This is a genomic window from Holdemanella porci (assembly GCF_009696075.1).
In the GTDB taxonomy this organism is placed as follows: Bacteria; Bacillota_I; Bacilli_A; order Erysipelotrichales; family Erysipelotrichaceae; genus Holdemanella; species Holdemanella porci.
This window is the reverse complement of record NZ_VUMR01000131.1, coordinates 1-1,069: the sequence shown is the minus strand read 5'-3', so window position 1 is coordinate 1,069 and position 1,069 is coordinate 1. Positions and strand designations below refer to the sequence as shown.

Annotated in this window: 1 pseudogene; it reads right to left on the bottom strand. The window is 29.8% G+C overall.

Going from position 1 to position 1,069, the window contains the following annotated elements:
* Window positions 1-310: 310 nt before the first annotated feature.
* Window positions 311-910: pseudogene (locus tag FYJ55_RS10735) on the bottom strand (HAD-IIB family hydrolase); the annotation flags it as partial.
* Window positions 911-1,069 lie beyond the last annotated feature (159 nt).

The following is a 1,069-nucleotide window of genomic DNA, read 5'->3' as shown; positions in this document are numbered from 1 at the left end:
TACTACTTAGATTGAAAAACATCTATAAAATCACTCGCTTAAAGGATTTGAAAAACGAGTGGTTATTCGTGTAAGTGATAAAAAGAAGAATTATAGCAAAGTCACCAAATTGCTAGTTAAGCCTTTTTTATTATCATTCTTTTTCTTGAAAAAATTAAACATTGTTATATCCTCCTTGAAACTTTGTTTTATTCTGTTAACGCTATCATTATAGAAAAAAAATAACAGGAATACAATGGAACTATGGTAACAATAAATGTTTACCTAATAAATGTATAAATTTCAAAAAGTGGAAAAAAATCCATACAAATTAAAGATTGATTGGGTTCCATTCATTTAGAAAGTAAATAATACCATCTTCGTCGTTTGATTTGGTTGTGTATTTTGCCAAGGCTTTTGTTGTAGAGTCTGCATTTTCCATCGCAACACTATTAGGGATAGTTTCTAATAAAGCATGATCATTAGCACTATCGCCAAAGGCAACCGTATTTTCAAGTGGAATATTAAGCATATTTGCCAGATGCTTAGCTGCAACACCTTTACTAACACTAGCATGGTTTACTTCGATACAACCTGTTGTCAGACGAAAACCATTATATGTATGATTATGCGCTAATATGTACTCTTCAAATTTATTCACATTTCTAGTAGCACCGCGAAAACATAGTTTATTAACAGGAGCATTAATTGTAGTAATTACATCGGCCACTCTTGTAGAGTGTGTTGACATATATCTAAATTGCCGCAGGACAGGATTTTTAAAACGTAGCCATTCTGGCCAAAAAAATTTTGTAAGAATTCTTTTAAACTGGACAAATGTACTACATTCCACAACATAAGAATCATTATATTCAACAATCGTATATAAATTATTTTTTTTAGCTAAGTCTGTTAATTCTTGCATTTCATTTAAATGGAGAGGAGAAAAATTTACAGAATCTAAAGTTTTGGTACTATGTCAAGATTTAAGACAACTTAAATATCTGTTTTTTTAATGTTTATGTTTCAAATATTGTTTTTCAAAATTTTGTGGAGATTCATATTCACAATGTGAGTGAATTCGTGTTGT